The sequence below is a fragment of the Clostridium sp. Marseille-QA1073 genome (genome assembly GCF_054863625.1).
The window spans coordinates 220,432-239,602 of the sequence record NZ_JBSVQM010000001.1 but is presented as its reverse complement, the minus strand read 5'-3'; the positions used below and the strand labels follow the sequence as shown (position 1 = coordinate 239,602).

Genomic DNA, 19,171 nt, shown 5'->3' with positions numbered 1-19,171 from the left:
TTATGAAATAATAATCTAATAATTTTAAATAAGAAAATTTTTACATATTCATATTTGACCAATTTAGGAGGTACTTATAATGAAAAAAGTAGTTGTTATTTTCAATGGTGGTACAATATCAATGAAGGTTGACCCAAGAATACAAGCAGCAGTTCCAACTTTAAGTGGAGAAGAAATAATGTCTATGGTAACGGGAATAGAATCCTATGCAAAGGTGGAATCTTATAATTTTTCAAGTTTACCTAGCCCTCATGTTACACCAGACCTTATGCTTGAACTTTCAAAATATGTTAAATCATTTTTAGAAAAAGAAGATGTAGATGGAGTGGTTGTTACCCATGGCACAGATACTTTAGAGGAGACAGCATATTTTTTAAATCTAACAATTAAAAGTGAAAAACCAATAGTAGTTACAGGCTCTATGAGAAATAGTTCTGAACTAGGATATGATGGACCATCAAATTTGGCAGCAGCAATATGTACGGCGACTTCCGAAGAATCTAGGGGAAGAGGAGTACTGGTATGTTTAAATAACGAATTAAATGCTGCAAGTGAAGTTACAAAATCACATTCAATGCATTTAAATACTTTTCAAAGTCCTGAGTTTGGACCAATAGGTATTGTTGATGATAATAAGGCGATTTTTTATAGAGAAAGCTTAAATCATGAATATATACCTACAGATAAAATAGAAACTAAAGTGGATTTAATAAAAGCTTGTGCAGGAATAGATGGAAAGCTTGTAGATTTTTGTGTAGAAAATGGTGCAAAAGGTTTAGTAATAGAAGCTATGGGAAGAGGTAATATTCCGCCTCAGATGGCTGCTTCTGTTAAAAAAGCTGTTAGAAAAGGAATACCAGTAGTTTTAGTTTCAAGATGTTATAAAGGAAGAGTTTTAGATAGCTATGGATATGAAGGTGGAGGAAAAGATCTAAGAACTGGTGGCGTTATATTTGCAGATAGTTTACCAGGGCAAAAAGCTAGGATAAAACTTATAGTAGCACTGGGAAAAACAAATGATATGAATGAAATAAGAGAGATTTTTGAGGAAGGACACTATAAATACGAATAAAATAAAAATAACTTAATAAAATGTACGCAAAAACTGTTGACATAGTAAAAATATATTGTTAATATTTATTTGTACGAATGATAAGTTGAAAAACATTGTTATAATTCACATTTGTACGAATGATACATATTAATGTGGGTAATTTTTATTGTAATAGTTGTGTACAGCATGCAAAAATTAACCACTAGTATATACTCTAGTGGTTAATTTTTATTTGTAATAAGTTAATAGAAATAAATCATTAACTATAAAAATTAGGAATTTGGGAAAACTTTAATTAGAAAGATGAATTATTAAACTTATTTTAATGATATTTTCTTAATTTAAAATGATGGATTAAAAAATTGTGATTTTGTCACATTTTGTTCTAATAAATTAAAAAAATTAAGGAGGCTACAATGGAAAAATTTTTTAAACTAACAGAGAATGGTACTGATGTTAAACGTGAAGTTATAGGTGGTATAACAACATTTTTAACAATGGCTTATATTATAGCAGTAAATGCAGATATTCTTGGTACAGAAGGTGTAGGAATGCCAGCAGGAGCAATTGTTACAGCAACTTGTTTAACAGCAGGGATAACTACTATATTCATGGGCTTATATGCAAACTTACCCTTTGCTCTAGCGTCAGGAATGGGATTAAATGCTTTCTTTGCTTTTTCTGTAGTTCTAGGAATGAATATTTCTTGGCAAGTAGCATTAACAGCAGTATTTGTAGAAGGTATAATATTTATATTACTATCACTAACTAATGTAAGAGAAATGGTCGTTAATGCCATACCAACAAATTTGAAATATGCAGTAACAGCAGGTATAGGATTGTTTATAGCTTTTATAGGATTTAGTAATGCAGGAATAGTTGTTTCAAGTGAAGCAACAAAACTAGCGATGGGAGATTTGACAAGTCCAACGGTTATAATTGCAACAATAGGAATATTACTTACAGTTGTTTTATCTAAGAAAAATGTAAAAGGTGCTATACTTTGGGGAATATTAGGAAGTTCAATAGTAGCATGGAGTTACGCGTACATATCACCAGAAGCAGCAGCAAGTCATATGATATTTACACCTAATGGTATATTTAAATATGAATCTTTAAAACCTATAGCGTTTAAATTAGATTTCTCATATTTATTAGATCCATCAAAAATAGCATCATTCATGACAGTAGTATTTACATTTTTATTTGTAGATTTTTTTGATACTGTAGGAACTTTAGTAGGTGTAGCATCTAAAGTTGGAATGGTTGACGAAGAAGGAAGAGTTAAAAATGCAGGAAAAGCATTATTAGTAGATGCTATTGGAACAACATTAGGTGCAGTAGCAGGAACTTCAACAGTTACAACTTACGTTGAAAGTTCAGCAGGGGTTGCAGTAGGTGCAAGAACAGGACTAGCTTCAGTAGTAACAGGAATATTATTTTTAATAGCATTATTTTTCTCGCCAATATTTGTGTCAATACCAGGCTGTGCAACAGCACCAGCACTTATTATAGTTGGGTTTTATATGATTGATAGCATAAGAAAAATTGACTTTTCTGATTATACAGAGGGAGTGCCGGCTTTCTTTACACTAGCTTTAATGCCATTAACTTATAGCATAGGAGATGGATTAACAATAGGTGTAATATCTTATGCAGCAATTAATTTACTAAATAATATCTTTGGAAAAGAGAAAAAGAAAGTATCTGCAGTAATGTATGCATTAGCATTAATATTTATAATAAAAATAATATTTGCTTCATATTAATAAAAAATACTCCTTGGATAAAATATTTCAAGGAGTATTTTTTATTCACAATGCACAATTCACAATGCACAATTAAGGATGAAATTATTTTTAGTCAAAATAATTTCTTTAAATTTATTTTTAACTAGCAATGAAATTGCTAGTTTTATGGCGAACATTGTTTACTGCTACACACAATAAATTTAAAATTTCTCAGTAGCAACTGAGAAATATCCATAATTGTGAACTGTGCATTGTGAATTGAGAATTGAATAAAATTTCTATTTAATGGAACCTTTCATGTAAGTTATGAATAGCATAATTTATAACATAAAAGATAGGGTGATTAAATATGAAGATAAACAATAGAATAAGGAATTTACAACAGTATCATTTTAAAATACTTGATGAAATTAAGAAAAAAAGAAAAGAAGATGGTAAAGTGGTTGTAGATTTGAGTATTGGTGATCCAGATTTAGATGTTCATCCAAATATATTAAAGGCACTGGTCGATGGATTTAATATTGAGGGCTTTAATAAATATCCGCCCTATGATGGCACTTTAGAGCTTAAAAAAGAAGTTATTAGGCACTATAAAGATACTTTCAATGTAGAGCTAACCTTAGATGAGGTTATTATTTTAATTGGCTCTAAAGAAGGAATAAGCAGTGTTATACCAGCAGTTTGTGATATTGGAGATGTTGTTCTAGTGCCAGAGCCGGGTTACCCTGTTTATTCAATAGCTTCAAATTTATGGGGTTGTAAACCTCATACCATTCCTCTAAAGGAAAAGAAGAGGTACTTAATGGAGCTTAAAGAAATTCCAGAGCATATTTCTAGCAGAGCTAAGTTGTTTTTCATCAACTATCCTAATAATCCCACAGGAGCAACTGGTAATGAAGAATTTTTTAGAGAAATTATTGCATATTGTAGAGAAAAAAATATAATACTATGCAATGATGCAGCGTATAATGAAATAATTCCCTTGGAGGAAAAACCTATAAGTATACTTCAATTCGATGAAGAAAGAAAGTCCATTGAATTTGGAAGTTTTTCTAAATTGTATAATATGACAGGATTTAGAATAGGTTATGCTGTAGGGGCGAGTGAAGTAATAAATGCATTGTCTAAAATTAAAAGCAATTTAGATTCTGGTCAGTTTATTCCAATACAAAAGGCTGCATATGCTTCTTTAAATTTAAGTGAAGAATATAAAAATAATATTAAAAGAACCTATGCTACAAGAAGAATTGAAGTAGAGAAAATATTAGAAGAAAAGAATATTAAATTTTTTAACACTAATGCAACTTTTTATATTTGGTGTAGAACTCCTAAAGATTATACTACCCATGAGTTTTGTTCAGAGCTTATAAATAAGCATGGAATTGTTGTAACACCAGGATCAGTATTTGGAGATTTAGGATACGACTACTTTAGAATATCTTTAACTAATGACATAGAAACTACAAAAAATGCACTTTTAATGCTTGACAAATATAATTAAAAGTTATAAAAATGATTATATGTCTATAATTAAAATAATTAGTAGTAGAGGCAATGTTGCCTCTATTATTATTGAATAAATTTGTTTTTCTTTAAATATCTAAGAAATATTCCAATTTACTAATTAATACTTACACTTTTAGCTTGAAATTGATGTTGTAAGTTTTGTATAATAGGTATTAAAGAATTTACAAAGAAGTCGGAAGGATGCGTTTTTTTATGATTAAAAGCATGACAGGCTTTGGGCGTGGAAGTGGCAGTGATGGCCACTCAAATTTTATTGTAGAAATAAAGAGTGTTAATCACAGATATTTTGAACTAAATGTAAGGATGCCTAGAGCGTTAATTTCATTGGAAGACAACATTAGAAAAGTTGTTAGTGAAAAAATTAAAAGAGGTAAAATTGATATATTTATAACACAAAATCATCATGATAAAGAAAATGTAGAGGCAGTTTTAAATGAAGAACTTGTAAAAAGTTATATGGACTGCCTTAAAACAATTCAGTCTATGTATGACTTAAGGGATGATATTTCCGTAACAAATCTAGCTAGATTTCCTGACGTTATCAATTTAAAGCAAAAAGAAGAAAATTTAGAAGAAGCTTGGAAAGAACTTCAGGTATCTTTAGATGAAGCGTTAACTTCATTAGTACATATGAGAGAAATTGAAGGTATAAAATTAAATCAAGATATTAGTTATAGATGTGATTTAATTAAAAAATTTACCGATACAATTAGCGAAAGAGTACCAATGGTATCCATAGAGTACAGAGATAAATTAACTAAAAAAGTTAAGGAGCTTTTAGAGGAATCTCAATTAGATGAAAGTAGAATTGCTATGGAAGTAGTACTCTTAGCTGATAAAACAGGAATAGATGAAGAAATTGTAAGACTAAATAGTCATATTTCCCAAATTAAGGAAACGCTACAATTAGAAGAACCTGTTGGAAGAAAATTAGACTTTATAGTTCAAGAAATGAATAGAGAAAGCAATACTATAGCATCTAAAGTTAATGATTTAGACATTACTAATTTAGCTGTGGATATTAAAAGTGAAATTGAGAAGATAAGAGAGCAAGTTCAAAATGTAGAATAATAGGAGGTAACTAATGGGTATAAAATTAATAAACATAGGATTTGGGAATATAGTTTCTGCCAATAGATTGGTTGCTATAGTAAGTCCAGAATCAGCACCAATTAAAAGAATAATTCAAGAAGCAAGGGATAGAGGTATGCTTATTGATGCTACATATGGCAGAAGGACTAGAGCAGTAATCATAACAGACAGTGACCATGTAATCTTATCAGCAGTTCAACCAGAAACTGTTGCACATAGATTATCTTCTAAAGAAGATGAACATATAGAAGAGGTCGATGAATAAAATGGGAGTTAAAGGTCAATTATTAGTTATATCTGGGCCTTCAGGAGCTGGAAAAGGTACTGTATGTAAGTCACTGTTAGAAAAAAATGATATATGGATATCAGTATCAGCTACAACTAGAAAGCCAAGAAATGGAGAAATAGATGGAGTAAACTATTTTTTTATAGATAAAGAAGATTTTTTAGAAAAAATAGATAATGATGATTTTTTAGAATATGCAGAAGTCTATGGAAATTATTATGGCACTCCAAAATCTAAGGTTTTTGAAGTATTGGATAGTGGAAAAGATGTAATACTAGAAATTGATATTCAAGGTGCATTAAAGATAAAGTCTGCTTATCCAGATGGAGTGTTTATATTTATACTACCTCCGTCAATGGAAGAATTAAGATCTAGAATTACCAATAGAGGCAGTGAAACACCAGAGTCTTTAAAGACTCGATTAAATTCTGCTTATGAGGAAATCTCTTTTGCCTCAAAGTATGACTATGCAGTAATCAATGATGAAGTTAATGAAGCAGTTAGGAAGATTGAGAGCATAATAACTGCTGAAAAATGTAGAGTATATAAAATAAAAGATGAAATATTAGGGAGGTTCTAATGCATGAACAATTCAATGATTAATCCATCAATAGTAGACTTATTAAAGAAAGTTGATAATAGGTATTCGTTAGTAGTTGCAGCTTCTAAAAGAGCAAGACAATTAATAGAAGGTAAAGAACCATTAATAACCGTAGATTCAACTAAACCTGTTACAATTGCTATTAATGAAATAAATGAGGGAGCAATTGAAGCTGAAACTACGAAAGAAGGATTAAAGTAAAATGTTAAAAGAAAAAACAGTTGTTATAGGGGTTAGTGGCGGAATAGCTGTTTATAAAGCTTTAGATGTTATAAGCAAATTAAGAAAAAAGAACATTAATGTTCATGTTATAATGACTAAATCAGCTACAGAGTTTGTAACACCGCTTACCTTTCAATCATTAAGTCAAAATATGGTTATAACTGATATGTTTGCAGAACCAAAGGCTTGGGAAATTCAACATATTTCCTTAGCTAAAAAAGCAGACCTTGTAGTAGTTGTGCCTGCAACAGCTAACATTATTGGAAAGGTTGCTAATGGTATAGCAGACGATATGCTTTCAACTACAATAATGGCCACAAAAGCGCCAGTTATTTTTGCACCAGCCATGAATACTAATATGTATAATAACCCTATAGTGCAAGATAATATGAATAGATTAAAATCATTTGGATATGAATTTATATCTCCAGCTAGTGGAAGATTAGCATGTGGAGATGTTGGAGATGGAAAGCTTCAAGATACAGAGTTAATAGCAGAAACTATTATTAGTAAATTTCATGAGAAAAAGGATTTAATAGGTAAAAAAGTTTTAGTTACAGCAGGACCGACTATATCGCCAATTGATCCTGTAAGATATATTACTAATGGCTCTAGTGGTAAAATGGGATATGCCATTGCAGAAGAAGCTAGAGACAGAGGAGCGGAAGTTACATTGATAAGTGGACCTTCTAGTTTAAAAACACCCTTTGGAATAAATCTTATTAAGGTTACAACTAATGGGGAAATGTATGATGAAGCAGTAAATCACTTTAAAAATTGTGACATAGCTATAAAATCTGCAGCAGTTGCAGATTATAAAATTAAAAACTATTCTAATACAAAAATTAAAAAAGGTGATGGTAATCTAGTATTAGAATTTGAAAGAGATAATGATATACTAAAAAAACTTGGAGAAGTAAAAGAACATCAAATTTTAGTAGGATTTGCTGCTGAAAGTAATGAGGTAATAAAAAATGCTACAGGTAAATTAGAAAAGAAAAATCTCGATTATATTGTTGCAAATGATATTACTGATAGCTTTGGTAAGGACAGTAACAAGGTAACTATTATTAAGAGAGATAAAACTTCTATTACATTAGGTGCTATGAGCAAAAGGGAAGTAGCAGCGGAATTATTTAATATTATTACAGAGAATGATTTATAAAAAGCGACTTTGTCGCTTTTTATTTTTAAAAGTGCAAAAATTTTCATTTAGAAACTTAAAGCATTAAAAAAGAACAAGATAGTATTTTATTATATTTTGCATTATACTATGCTATTAAATGCAAACATACTTATATCTCTGATTGTTTATTTTATTTCATATACTTAAAATGATATAATATTTAAAGTTAGTTTTAAAGGAGGGATACTATGAATGATTTTGCAGGAATTATTGTTAATAATGAGGCAATAAAAGTTGATAAAATATTTACATATAAAATTCCTAATAGCTTAAAGGATAGGCTATCTTTAGGACATAGAGTAAAGGTTCCCTTCGGATTAGCAAATAAATTTATTGATGGATTTGTAATGAAACTTTATAAAAGTGATGATTTACAAGAAGAAAATTTTTCTAAAATGAAAACAATAAAAGAAATCTGTGATGATTTCCTAGTAATAAGAGAAGAGGATATAGAGCTCATTGAAACAATGAGAAAAAAATATCTTTGTACTTATTTAGAATGTATAAAGGTAATAATACCTAATGGTATTACTAAAGGAATGAAGTTTAAAACTAAGACGGTAATTTCATTAGGAAAAGCCTTAGAAGAAAAATATTTAAAAGAAAATTATATAAATATTTATAGTTTTATAAAAGAGAATAATGGAATATATAATAAAACAGAGCTTACAAAGGAAATGGGATTTTCCTTATCTTCTATAAACACATTAATCAAATATGGATTCTTAATAGCAGAAGAAAGTATCATTTATAGATATAATGACAAACTCTATAAAAACTATGATAAAAAAATATTAAATGATGTTCAAGAAAAAGCTGTAGACACAATATTAAATTCTAAAAATAATAAATTTTTACTTCATGGAGTTACAGGTAGTGGAAAAACTGAAATTTATATGAATTTAGTTAGTAATATGATGGGTAGTGGGAAAGATTCTATAATTTTAATTCCTGAAATTTCTCTAACTCCACAAATGGTAGAACGTTTTAAGGGACGTTTTGGAAAAGATGTAGCTATATTTCATAGTAAATTAAGTGATGGAGAGAAATTTGATGAATGGATGAGGGTAAAAAATGGAAAAGTAAAGGTAGCAATAGGTGCTAGATCAGCAATTTTTTTACCTTTTAAAAACTTAGGTCTTATTGTTATTGATGAGGAGCATGAGGGGAGCTATAAGTCCGATAGTGATCCTAAATATATAGCTAAAGAAATTGGAGAATTAAAATGTACAATAGAAAATTGTAAGTTAGTTTTAGGTTCTGCTACACCTTCCATCGAAAGCTATTATAAGGCACAGGAAGGAATATACGAACTTATAACCATTGATAAAAGAGCGGATAATGCAAAGCTACCTAAAATTTATCTTTCTGATATGAGAGAAGAACTTATAAATAATAATAAAACCATTTTCAGCGAAGTGCTTTATGAAAATATAAGTAAAGCCTTAGAAAACAAGGATCAAATACTATTATTTTTAAATAGAAGAGGATATTCTACTTTTGTATCTTGTAGATCTTGTGGATATGTGTTTAAATGTCACAATTGTGACATATCTTTGACTTATCATAATTCTTATGAAGCATTAAGTTGTCATTATTGTGGTACTAAGGTTCCACAGGTAAAAACTTGCCCTAAATGTAAGAGTAAATACGTAAAATATTTTGGAATAGGTACAGAACAATTAGAAGCTCAAGTTAAAAAGGCTTTTCCAATGGCTAAAACCTTGAGAATGGATTTTGATACCACAAGACAAAAGAATTCCTATGAAAACATATATAAGTCTTTTAAAAATGGTGAAGCAGATATACTGATAGGAACTCAAATGATAGCAAAGGGTTTAGATTTTCCAAATGTGACTTTAGTTGGAATTATTGCAGCTGACCTGTCTTTAAACCTGCCAGATTATCGAGCTAATGAAAGAACTTTTCAACTTATAACACAGGTATCAGGAAGAGCAGGAAGAGGAAAAAAAGAAGGAAAAGTAGTAGTTCAGACTTATAACCCTGACAACTTAAGCATAAAATGTTCTGTAGAGAATAATTATAAAGGCTTTTATGATGAAGAAATTAGGCTTAGAGAGATTCTTAAATATCCTCCTTTTACTAAAATTATGTGTATAAATCTTAGTAGTAAGAAGGAAGAACTATTAATAAAAAATATACAAAATATATGTGACAAGTTAAGGTTTCACCTAGAAGAAAATGATAAAATTGAAATATTAGGACCTTGTCCTTGTGGTATTTCAAAGATAAAAAATGCTTATAGATGGCAGATTGTAATTAAAGGAAACTTTAGCGAAGATTTAGCTCTTGGAATTAAAAATTTTATTTATGAAGAATTAAGTAATGTTTATAATGATATAAGAGTAAGTATAGATGTAAATCCAAATAATATGCTATAAAGGAGAGAAAAGATGGCTATAAGAAATATTAGAACTAAAGAAGATGAAATCTTAAGAAAAAAAAGCAAAGTCGTAAGCAATATAGATGAAAGACTTTTAACTTTAATTAATGATATGAAAGAAACTATGTATGCTTCTAATGGTGTTGGACTTGCAGCACCACAGGTAGGAATATTAAAAAGAGTGGTTGTTGTAGATATAGGAGAGGGGCCTATAGTTTTAATAAACCCTGAAATAATTGAAAAAAGAGGGGAAGTTACAGATATAGAAGGATGTTTAAGTGTTCCAGGAGAACAAGGTAAGGTTAAAAGACCTAAATACGTTAAAGTTAAAGCTATGAATGAAAAAGGTGAAGAGATATTATTAGAAGGCGAAAATTTCCTTGCTAGAGCCTTTTGCCACGAAATTGATCATTTAGATGGAATACTTTATATAGATAAAATTGTAAAGGAACAGGAGGCATAATATGAAAATAGTATTTATGGGAACTCCAGACTTCTCAGTGCCATCTCTAAAGGCACTAATTGATGAATTTGAAGTTATGGCTGTATTTACTCAACCAGATAGACCAAAAGGAAGAGGAAAGGCATTGGCGATGTCTCCAGTTAAGGAAGTAGCATTAGAGCATAATATTCCTGTTTATCAACCAGAAAATTTAAGAAAAGAACCAGAAATGATAGATATGCTTAAGAAAATGGAGCCAGATTTTATAATTGTAGTTGCCTTTGGACAAATCCTTTCAAAGGAAGTTTTAGAGATTGCTAAATACGGATGTATAAATCTTCATGCTTCATTACTCCCTAAATTTAGAGGTGCAGCACCTATAAATTATGCAATCATGGCAGGAGAAAAAAAATCTGGAAATACTACCATGCTTATGGATGTAGGATTAGATACAGGAGATATGCTTTTAAAAAATGAAGTGGAGATTAATGAAGATATGACTTTTGGACAGCTTCATGATATTTTAATGGAGAGTGGAAGTTCTCTACTTGTAGAAACTATAAAAAAGTTATCAAAGGGAGAAATTGTAGGAGAAAAACAAGAGGATTCAAAAAGTTGTTATGCTCATAAACTAAGTAGAGAAATGGCTAATATTGATTGGAATAAATCTTCAGCAGAAATACATAATTTTGTAAGAGGATTAAATCCTTTTCCAATAGCCTACACTTTTTATGAAGATAAGATGATGAAAGTAATATCTACTAAACTACTACAAGAAGAAAGTAGTAAAAAGGCAGGAACGATCTTAAAGGTAAATAATGAAGGAATTAGGGTAGCAACAAAAGATAAGGTTATATTAATAACAAAAATACAATTCCCCAATAAAAGACCATTAGAAGTATCTGAATATATTAAAGGAAATAAAATTGAAGAAAATATAGAACTAAAAAATAAAGTTAACGAATAAGAATTAAGGATTAGGCTAATTTTAAATAATTAATTAAAGCATTTAAATTATTAACTATAATAATGATTATTTGTAAAATTTTAGTATTAATACTTAATTATCAATTAGGGCATCTTAAATAAAACATACTAAATATTATAAGTGTTTTAAAAAAAGACAACTAAACTAAAATAAGGAGGTTTTATTATGTTCGGTTATTATGGTTATTATTATGATCCTACTATGTTGATTTTGATTCCAGCGCTAATAATTGCTATGTGGGCACAATTTAATATTAAATCAACTTTTAATAAGTACTCTAAAATTTATAGCTCTATGGGCTATAGAGGTAAGGATGTAGCAAGAATCATTTTAGATTCTCATGGATTATTTGATATTCCAATTGAGATGGTAAGGGGAAAATTAACTGATCATTATGATCCTGAAAAGAAAGTAGTTAGGTTATCCCAGGAAGTTTATGAAGGAACTTCACTAGCATCTATAGGAGTGGCAGCTCACGAAATAGGTCACGCCATTCAACATAAAGAAAATTATGGACCCATAAGATTAAGAACAGCTTTAGTACCAATAGCTAGTTTAGGTTCTAATGCTTCTTGGATATTATTCTTTATGGGAATAATTCTTAGTATTAAACCTTTAATTACAGCAGGTATAGTATTATTCACAGCAGTAGTTTTATTCCAAGTAGTAACATTACCAGTAGAATTTAACGCTTCAAATAGAGCAATTGCAGTGCTACAATCTAAGGGGATTTTAGTAGGTGATGAAATTAATGGAGCAAGAAAAGTTTTAAATGCTGCAGCATTAACTTACGTGGCAGCAGTGATAACTGCACTTGCACAATTAGCTAGATTAATACTTTTAAGTAGAAGAAATGATTAAAGTATCTTGAAAAATAACAAGTTAGTATGCTAGCTTTTTTGTATCATACTATGCTGTTAGAGATCAATTATAGCATTACTGTGAATGGAATCTAAAGCATCTTTGAACTTGTTATTTTCTATCACATGTTTAAATAATTGAAAATAGAGGTAAGACGATGAGTAACGCTAGAAAAATAGCAACAGAAATAGTAAGTCAGGTCTTTAATAATAAAGCTTACTCTAATATTGTTTTAGGACTAGAGCTTAATAATAGTAATTTAAGTGAAGTAGATAAGGCATTAGTTACAGAGATAGTATACGGTACTATTAAATATAAATATTCAATAGATAAAATTATCCAAAATTTTACAGGAAAAAATTTTAATAAACTAGAGAGTTTTGTGTTAAATATACTTAGAATTTCAATATATCAAATAAAATATTTAGATAAAATCCCAGATTTCGCAGTAGTGAATGAAGCGGTAAACCTTACTAAAAAAAATGTATCAGTAGGTGCTTCTAAATTAGTAAATGGAGTTTTAAGAAATTATTTAAGGAATTTAGATAAGCAATATTACAATGATAATGAAATAGAAAAATTAGCTTTTCTTTATTCATTTCCGCAGTGGCTTATAAAGCATTTTATAAGCCACTATGGAAGGAATAGTGCAGAAAACATACTAAAGGGCTTAAATGAAAGGCCAGCCATAACATTAAGAGTAAACTCATTAAAGGGAGATTATGAGGAAGTCTTTGAAGCTTTAGAGAAAAATAAATATGATATAATGGAAGGGTACGTTTGTCCTGAGGCCATTAGAATAGTAAATGGAAGAAGTATTGAAGCCAATCCATTATTTAAAGATGGATATGTAACAGTACAGGATGAAAGTGCTATGTTAGTTGCACCTTCAATGGATATAGAAGAAAATATGACAGTTTTAGATTTATGCAGCGCACCAGGAGGAAAGACTACTCATATCTCAGAGATTATGAATAATACTGGTAAAGTATTAGCTTTTGATATTCATGAAAATAAATTATCACTAATTCTTTCCAATGTACAAAGATTAGGAATAAAAAACATAAATTGTAGTACTTTAGATGCTACTATATATAATAGTGAGCTAGAAGATATGGGAGATAGAGTACTTATCGACGTTCCTTGCTCGGGGCTTGGAATTATAAGGAAAAAACCAGAGATAAAATATGGTAAAACTTCTAAAGAGTTAAAAGAGATAGTTAAAATACAAAAAGAAATTATGAAAAATGCAGCAAAGTATGTAAAAAAAGATGGAGTTATATTATATTCAACTTGTACATTAAACAAAGAGGAAAATGAAAATAACATACAGTGGTTTTTAAAAAATCATCCTAACTTTAAATTAGAACCATTGTTTTATGGAAATGTAGATAACATAATATATAGTGAAGAAGGATATGCGACCATATTACCAAATAAATACATGGATGGTTTCTTCATAGCAAAAATACGTAGAATATGGTAGGTGCATTATGCAAAATATATTAGATTTAAACTTACAAGAACTTAAATCATGGATGAAGGAAAATAATGAAAGTGAATTTAGAGCAAAACAAGTTTTTGATTGGATATATAAATATGTATATGACTTTAAAGATATGAAGAATTTACCTAAGAGCTTAAAAGAAAAATTAGAAGATAAATTTTATGTAGGTGTACCTGAAATAGTTGAAACTTACAATTCAAAGGCGGGAGATACTAGAAAACATCTTTTTGCATTAAGAGATAACAATCTAATTGAATCTGTAGTTATGCAATATAGTCATGGAAATTCTATATGTGTATCTACCCAAATAGGTTGTAGAATGGGATGTAGATTTTGTGCATCCACTATAGATGGTGTAGTTAGAAGTTTAACCAGTGGAGAGATATTAGGTCAAGTTATTAAGGCACAAGAAATCTTAGGTGATAGAATTTCAAATGTAGTTTTAATGGGGAGTGGGGAACCATTAGATAACTTTGATAACGTAATAAAATTTTTAGAGAATGTAAATTCAGAATATGGGCTAAATATAGGACAAAGACATATAACCTTGTCTACCTGTGGAATTGTTCCTAAAATTAAAGAACTAGCAGATAAAAATCTACAAATAACTTTAGCAATTTCACTTCATGCACCAAATGATGAATTAAGAAAGCAAACTATGCCTATTGCTAAGGCTTATTCTATTAAAGAATTATTAGAAGCTTGCAACTATTATATTGAAAAAACTAATAGAAGAGTTACTTTTGAATATGCATTGGTAAGAGGAGTTAATGATAGTGTAGAAAATGCGCAGGAGCTTTCAAAAATTTTAAAAGGTATGCTTTGTCATGTTAATTTAATACCTATAAACGAAATAAAAGAAAGTAGCTTAAAGAAAGCCAATTTAGAAGATGTAAATAGATTTAAAAATATATTAATTAAAAATGGAATAGAGACAACAGTTAGAAAGGAAATGGGCTTAGACATAAATGCTGCTTGTGGACAACTTAGAAGAAGTTATTTAGAGAAAAAGGAGTTATAGGAATGGGGAGATTAATAGGGATACAGTCTGATGTTGGAAACAAAAGAAGTTTAAATGAGGACTTTGTTGGATACTTTGAAGAAGACAGTATGGCTATTTATGGTATAGCTGATGGTATGGGGGGGCATAATGCCGGAGAGGTTGCAAGTAAACTTGCTTTAGAAATTGTTATAGGATATATAAAAGAGCATAAAGATGAAGAACCAGAAAAAACATTAGTTGAGGCTATCAATAAAGCAAATCATAATGTATATAAACATGCCTTATTAAATGAAAATTATAGAGGGATGGGAACTACCATAACAGTTTGCTATATAAAGGATAATACATTACTAGTTGGAAATGTAGGAGATAGTAGATGTTATGCATTGTGCAATAATTCTTTAGTGAAGGTTACAAAAGATCACTCTTTAGTTCAAGAGCTGCTAGACAATGGAACAATCAGCGAAGAAGAAGCTGTGAATCATCCAAATAAAAATGTAATCACTAGAGCTATTGGTACAAAACCATCTGTAGAGGTAGATGTTTATAAATTAGATATTGATAGTGTAGATAAAGTATTGCTATGTACAGATGGTCTTACTAATGAAGTAACTACAGAAGAAATATATGATATAATTACTAATTGTAAAGGCGAAAGCTGTGAAAAATTAATACAGTTAAGTAAAGAAAGAGGCGGAAGAGATAACATCTCAGTTATCATATTTAAAGGAGAGTGCGGAGATGATTGGAACCATATTGGGGAGTAGATATGAACTAATTGAAAAAATTGGTGAAGGTGGCATGGCAGTAGTATATAAAGCAAAATGTCGTCTTCTAAATAGATATGTAGCCGTTAAAATTCTAAAAGAAGAATATACTACAAATTTTGAATTTATGGATAAGTTTAGAAAAGAAGCTGCAGCAACAGCAAGCTTTTCTCATAATAATATAGTTAATGTTTTCGATGTAGGTGTTGAAGGTAAATATAATTATATAGTTATGGAGCTTGTAAATGGAAAGACATTAAAGAAAGTAATTCATGAGAAAGGTAATTTACCTTATGAGGAAGTAATATCTATAGGAATACAAATTGCAAAGGCCTTAGAATGTGCTCATAGAAATGGCATAATTCATAGGGATATAAAACCTCACAACATTCTTGTGACAGAGGATGGAACGGTAAAGGTTACTGACTTTGGAATAGCTAAGGCTTCTAATACGGATACTATAACTCATACAAGCAAAGTTATAGGGTCGGCACACTATTTTTCACCAGAGCAAGCAAAAGGAAAAGTGGTAGATTTTAGAACAGATATATACTCTTTTGGTATTGTGCTTTATGAAATGGCAACAGGTAAGTTACCTTTTGATGGTGATAGCCCTGTTTCAATAGCTTTAAAACATATTCAAGAACCAGTAATTCCGCCAAGTGCAATAAATTATAATATTCCTGTTGGTTTAAGTAATTTAATAATGAAGGCAATTGAAAAAGAGCCTATTAAAAGATATCAAACTGCTACGGAAATATTAAATGACTTAAGGCAAATACAAAATAATCATACTTACACTATAGTTCAAAATACTAGTATAGATGAAGATTATACTAGAGTTATGGATCCTATTCAAGTTGACAATATAAAATCTTCTTATCATAAAGATGAGTTTGAAGAGGATGAGTTTGAAGATGAGGATGATGACTTTGAAGATGAAGAACCAAAGAAAAAATATACTTCAAAGAAGATGGATAAAAATAAAAAGAAGATGATAATTATTTCTTTTGCCACTATATTTGTATTAATACTAGGAGTTTTTTCAAGTACAATATATTCTAAACTATCTGATTCTAATAAGAAGTCTAAGGAAATAAAAATTCCAGCTATTGTAGGAAAAACTGAAGCACAAGGGAAAAAGATGCTAGAAGATTTAGGACTCGTATTGGCAGTAGATGGAGAAGAGAAGAATGATAAACCTAAAGGTACAATTATAAAATGTATACCTAATGAAGGGACTCCAGTTAAAAAGAACTTTCAAGTAAAAGTCATTTTAAGTGCAGGACCAGAAGAGATTAAACTTCCGGATTTTAGGAATTTATCTTCGGAAGAGGCACAAAATCAAATAGTTGATTTAGGGTTAAGAGTAGGTAAGATAACACCAGAAAACAATGAAACTTATGCAGAAGGAACTGTTATAAGACAGGATCCTCAACCTGATGCTTCAGTTAAGAAAGGTGATACTGTTGATATAGTTATAAGTAAAGGTTCTTCAATTAAGTATACTAAAGTACCGGATCTAACAAATATGACTATAGATGGAGCAATTAGTGTACTTAGTGTATCAAATCTTAATTTAGGAGATAAGTCACCAGTAATAACTGATGATATAACTAAAGATGGAAAAATATTTAACCAAAGTCATGCACCTGGATCAAAGGTAAAAGAACAAGAAACAATAAACGTAAATTATTATAAATATAAGGAGCCAGAACCAGAGAAGGTATCGGTACCAGACTTTACAGGGCAAACTATAAAGCAAGCTAAAGATTTAGCTGCATCTTCAGAATTAAACGTACAAGTTTCTGGAAATGATAATGATATAGTTGAATCTCAAAATATATCACCAGGAACTGAGGTGGTTAAAGGGGAAACTATAAAATTAACAGTAAAAGCAAAAGAAATAGAAGAAGATGAAAAACCAACAGAACCAAATCAAGATAAACAGTAATGTTTTGGAGGACATATGGATGGAGTAATTGTTAAAGGAATAGGTGGACTTTATTACGTTAACGTAAATAGAGAATTATATAAATGCAAGGCTAGAGGGAAATTTAGATATAATAATTTGACACCGATGATTGGTGATAATGTTGAAATTTCCATTGAAAAAGACTCTGTATCTATAGAAAAAATTTACGAAAGAAAAACGGAGCTAATAAGACCAGCAGTAGCAAACGTAACCCAAGCTTTTGTAGTTTTTGCTTTTAAGCATCCAGACTTAAATAAGGATTTACTAAATAAATTTTTACTTTTATGTGAGTATAATGGGTTAAAAGCAGTAGTGTGCTTTAATAAAATGGATTTAGTAGATGAAGATAAAAATAGCATAAAGGATGAATTAGAATCTGCTGGTTACGAAGTGTTATATTTAGAAGCTAAGAATAATAAAGGCTTAGATAAGTTAAAGGAAAAAATAAAAGATAATATAAGTGTATTTTGTGGTCCCTCAGGAGTAGGTAAATCTACTATATTAAATAGTTTTATTGGAAAAGAAATTATGCAGACTGGAGAAATTAGTGATAAGCTAAAAAGAGGTAAGCATACCACAAGACATAGTGAACTTATTGAGATAGATGAAGGATTTTTAGTAGATACACCAGGATTTTCATCCTTAGAATTAGATTTTATAGATAAAGAAGAACTTCAATATTGCTTTAAAGAATTTGATGAATATAGAGATGATTGTAAGTTTAACAATTGTGTACACTACAAAGAACCAAAATGCGGTGTTAAAAATGCAGTTGAACAAGGTAAAATTCATAAGGGAAGATATGAATTTTATATAAAAACCTTAGAGGAGATTATGAGTAGGGGGAACAGAAAATGATAAAATTATCACCTTCAATATTATCTGCTGACTTTGCAAACTTAGGTGAGGCAGTAAAGAATTTAGAGAAATATGGAGCAGATATGATTCATATTGATGTTATGGATGGGATGTTTGTACCTAATATTTCTTTTGGATTTCCAGTAATAAAGTCTATAAGAAAATATACAAAATTAACCTTTGATGTTCATTTAATGATAGAGGAGCCAGCTAGATATATTAAAGAGTTTGTGGATGCTGGAGCAGATATCATAACTGTTCATGCAGAAGCAGATAGACATTTGGATAGAACTATAAACTATATTAAAAGCTTTGGGATTAAAGCAGGAATAGCACTAAATCCAGCTACACCAGTAAGTAGTATAAAGCATTTAATCAAAGAGGTAGATATGGTACTTATAATGTCTGTTAACCCTGGATTTGGAGGACAAAAGTATATAGATTACTGTGGTGAGAAAATAAGAGAAGTTAAAGTCTTAGCAGAAAACTGTAATAAAGAATTGATGATACAGGTTGATGGCGGAATAGATGCAACAAATATAAAAACTGTGGTAGATGCTGGTGCAAATGTAATAGTTGCAGGTTCAGCAGTGTTTAAAAACAATGAAATAGAAAAAAATATTAAACTTTTAAAAGAAGGAATTTAG

Annotated in this window: 18 protein-coding genes; all 18 read left to right on the top strand. The window is 29.8% G+C overall.

Annotated features, from left to right (window positions below; translation table 11 throughout):
• The first annotated feature begins 79 nt into the window (after positions 1–79).
• The 18 genes from ACY1IQ_RS01030 (at position 80) to rpe (ending at position 19,171) form a co-directional block, all read left to right on the top strand.
• Positions 80–1,072, top strand: a complete 993-nt coding sequence (locus ACY1IQ_RS01030; RefSeq protein WP_461612198.1) for an asparaginase — start codon at positions 80–82, stop codon at positions 1,070–1,072.
• A 398-nt stretch (positions 1,073–1,470) separates the two neighbouring features.
• Positions 1,471–2,823, top strand: a complete 1,353-nt coding sequence (locus tag ACY1IQ_RS01025) for an NCS2 family permease (protein ID WP_461612197.1) — start codon at positions 1,471–1,473, stop codon at positions 2,821–2,823.
• 331 nt (positions 2,824–3,154) lie between these two features.
• Complete coding sequence (locus ACY1IQ_RS01020; RefSeq protein WP_461612196.1) at positions 3,155–4,306, top strand: aminotransferase class I/II-fold pyridoxal phosphate-dependent enzyme; 1,152 nt, start codon at positions 3,155–3,157, stop codon at positions 4,304–4,306.
• Positions 4,307–4,524: 218 nt separating this feature from the next.
• Positions 4,525–5,403 (top strand): YicC/YloC family endoribonuclease, encoded by an 879-nt coding sequence (locus ACY1IQ_RS01015; RefSeq protein WP_461612195.1) that lies wholly within the window; start codon positions 4,525–4,527, stop codon positions 5,401–5,403.
• Between the two features lie 13 nt (positions 5,404–5,416).
• The gene (remA, locus tag ACY1IQ_RS01010; protein ID WP_039631486.1) at positions 5,417–5,689 is read left to right on the top strand and encodes an extracellular matrix/biofilm regulator RemA; all 273 of its coding nucleotides are present in this window, start codon (positions 5,417–5,419) and stop codon (positions 5,687–5,689) included.
• A 1-nt stretch (position 5,690) separates the two neighbouring features.
• A complete protein-coding gene (gene gmk / locus ACY1IQ_RS01005) occupies positions 5,691–6,290 on the top strand; it encodes a guanylate kinase (RefSeq protein ID WP_461612349.1) in 600 nt (199 codons plus the stop codon).
• Positions 6,291–6,293: 3 nt separating this feature from the next.
• Entirely contained in the window at positions 6,294–6,512 is a 219-nt protein-coding gene (gene rpoZ / locus ACY1IQ_RS01000; protein WP_461612194.1) for a DNA-directed RNA polymerase subunit omega, read from the top strand.
• A gap of 1 nt (position 6,513) precedes the next feature.
• Positions 6,514–7,698: a bifunctional phosphopantothenoylcysteine decarboxylase/phosphopantothenate--cysteine ligase CoaBC gene (gene coaBC, locus ACY1IQ_RS00995; protein ID WP_461612193.1), complete on the top strand. Its 1,185-nt coding sequence runs from the start codon at positions 6,514–6,516 to the stop codon at positions 7,696–7,698.
• Positions 7,699–7,907: 209 nt separating this feature from the next.
• Positions 7,908–10,121, top strand: coding sequence for a primosomal protein N' (gene priA / locus ACY1IQ_RS00990; RefSeq protein ID WP_461612192.1), 2,214 nt, complete (start codon positions 7,908–7,910; stop codon positions 10,119–10,121).
• A 12-nt stretch (positions 10,122–10,133) separates the two neighbouring features.
• Positions 10,134–10,586, top strand: a complete 453-nt coding sequence (def, locus tag ACY1IQ_RS00985) for a peptide deformylase (RefSeq protein ID WP_461612191.1) — start codon at positions 10,134–10,136, stop codon at positions 10,584–10,586.
• Between the two features lies 1 nt (position 10,587).
• On the top strand, positions 10,588–11,532 hold the full coding sequence (gene fmt / locus ACY1IQ_RS00980; protein WP_461612190.1) for a methionyl-tRNA formyltransferase: 945 nt from the start codon (positions 10,588–10,590) through the stop codon (positions 11,530–11,532).
• Positions 11,533–11,718: 186 nt separating this feature from the next.
• A complete protein-coding gene (locus ACY1IQ_RS00975) occupies positions 11,719–12,414 on the top strand; it encodes a zinc metallopeptidase (protein ID WP_461612189.1) in 696 nt (231 codons plus the stop codon).
• Positions 12,415–12,571: 157 nt separating this feature from the next.
• On the top strand, positions 12,572–13,900 hold the full coding sequence (rsmB, locus tag ACY1IQ_RS00970) for a 16S rRNA (cytosine(967)-C(5))-methyltransferase RsmB (protein WP_461612188.1): 1,329 nt from the start codon (positions 12,572–12,574) through the stop codon (positions 13,898–13,900).
• 7 nt (positions 13,901–13,907) lie between these two features.
• Positions 13,908–14,942 (top strand): dual-specificity RNA methyltransferase RlmN, encoded by a 1,035-nt coding sequence (rlmN, locus tag ACY1IQ_RS00965; RefSeq protein ID WP_461612187.1) that lies wholly within the window; start codon positions 13,908–13,910, stop codon positions 14,940–14,942.
• A 2-nt stretch (positions 14,943–14,944) separates the two neighbouring features.
• Positions 14,945–15,691, top strand: coding sequence for a Stp1/IreP family PP2C-type Ser/Thr phosphatase (locus ACY1IQ_RS00960; protein ID WP_461612186.1), 747 nt, complete (start codon positions 14,945–14,947; stop codon positions 15,689–15,691).
• On the top strand, positions 15,666–17,645 hold the full coding sequence (pknB, locus tag ACY1IQ_RS00955; protein WP_461612185.1) for a Stk1 family PASTA domain-containing Ser/Thr kinase: 1,980 nt from the start codon (positions 15,666–15,668) through the stop codon (positions 17,643–17,645). Before ACY1IQ_RS00960 ends, pknB begins: the two co-directional genes overlap by 26 nt.
• A 15-nt stretch (positions 17,646–17,660) precedes the next feature.
• A complete protein-coding gene (gene rsgA, locus ACY1IQ_RS00950) occupies positions 17,661–18,524 on the top strand; it encodes a ribosome small subunit-dependent GTPase A (protein WP_461612184.1) in 864 nt (287 codons plus the stop codon).
• Positions 18,521–19,171 (top strand): ribulose-phosphate 3-epimerase, encoded by a 651-nt coding sequence (gene rpe, locus ACY1IQ_RS00945; protein WP_461612183.1) that lies wholly within the window; start codon positions 18,521–18,523, stop codon positions 19,169–19,171. Before rsgA ends, rpe begins: the two co-directional genes overlap by 4 nt.